The organism is Idiomarina sp. D18, assembly GCF_057748155.1.
In genome coordinates this window covers 1-1,416 of record NZ_JBYLFQ010000002.1, presented here as the reverse complement: position 1 = coordinate 1,416, position 1,416 = coordinate 1, and the positions used below count along the sequence as shown (strand labels likewise).

1 protein-coding gene is annotated in these 1,416 nt (G+C 44.3%); it reads left to right on the top strand.

What is annotated here, in order from left to right; translation table 11 throughout:
* The first annotated feature begins 234 nt into the window (after positions 1 to 234).
* Complete coding sequence (locus AC3AP5_RS13265) at positions 235 to 1,125, top strand: rolling circle replication-associated protein (RefSeq protein ID WP_487327319.1); 891 nt, start codon at positions 235 to 237, stop codon at positions 1,123 to 1,125.
* Positions 1,126 to 1,416 lie beyond the last annotated feature (291 nt).

Genomic DNA, 1,416 nt, shown 5'->3' with positions numbered 1-1,416 from the left:
CAGATGACCACCCCGACAGGGTGAGCCCTCTTGATTAGTAGTCACAAATCAGCACGCTTTTTTTGTCTTAATTCCTTTCTAGCCCTTTACTGGCAAGGGATACAGAGCAGAGGGGGTACCCCCCTTAAAAATCATTGTTTTTTTGCTGTTAAATGACACAATAAAAAAACCCCCGCAAGCGCCAACTTCGGGGGTATGGAACACCGTTAACTCTCGACTAAAAGGCTATCAACGATGCTCAAAATCTATTGTAATGGAATTACATTATCACTGCCAAAAAAATCCCATTCAGGTGGTGGTGAGCGCTCAAAAAGTACTGGCTGGTCTGACTCATCAACTCGCAGTAATACTCAATTCTTATATTCTGTAAACTCTTCCCAGTTGACCGGTTTTGGTTATGCTTTCACTTTCACTATTCGTGACCTCCCACCTACACCCAATGACTGGTACCTAGTGCGGAAACGTTTTTTTCAGCGCTTAAAGCGTATTGGATTAGTCCGATACCACTGGGTTACTGAATGGCAAAAGCGCGGCGTTCCCCACCTCCACGGCTGTCTTTATTTCGATCGAGAACTGCATTTTAACGAGGTGCAGAAAATTAAATCTCATTGGTCAAAGAGTGCGGCTGATTATGTTGCTAATTTCAAAGCCCAGGACATTAAGCCTATTGAATCTGCTGTTGGTTGGCTTAAATACTTAGCAAAGCATGGATCTCGCTCTAAATATCACTATCAACGCTCCTCTAAGCCCTCGGATTGGGATTCTTCAGGTCGAGTATGGGGTAAGGGTGGAGAATGGCCTCAAAAGCTCACAGAAGCCGATTTAGACACGTCTGATTATTATATATTTCGCCGATTAGCTAAACGCTGGCGAATTGCTGACGCCCGAACCAATCAGCCAATCAAATATAACGGCTATACGCTTTACCCCGACCACCCTTTGTACCGCCAGTTATATCCAAACGGTTATAAAAATACTCGCCGTATTAAACAGGCTAAAACTCTACTTAAGTGTGATCGGGAGCAATCTTCTGTTCGTGGGATGTCCGAATGGATAGATGAGAAAACCGCCTTTCAGATGCTTCAATACATAACTTCAATCAAAACGAAATCAGAACAGGATTAAAACCTATTTGAATCAATTTCGTTTCATCTGAGTTTTAAAAGGGGGGTCCCACGTATGTGGGGGGTTCCCTTTTAAATCCCTGTTTATTCCAACTGAGCCTATTCAGGTATCTTTCAGGGGGTAAATAGGGGGAATACCCCCTATTGCTAGACACTGGCGAACCTTTCGAAGTATTTTCATTTTTCGGCGCCTCTGGCTCTCTAGCGATCCCGCGTTTGTATAACCGCCACCTTGCTAGACATTTTTTGATTGAGTGAGAGGTGGGTGGGCATATAGGCGAGCGCTAGCCGA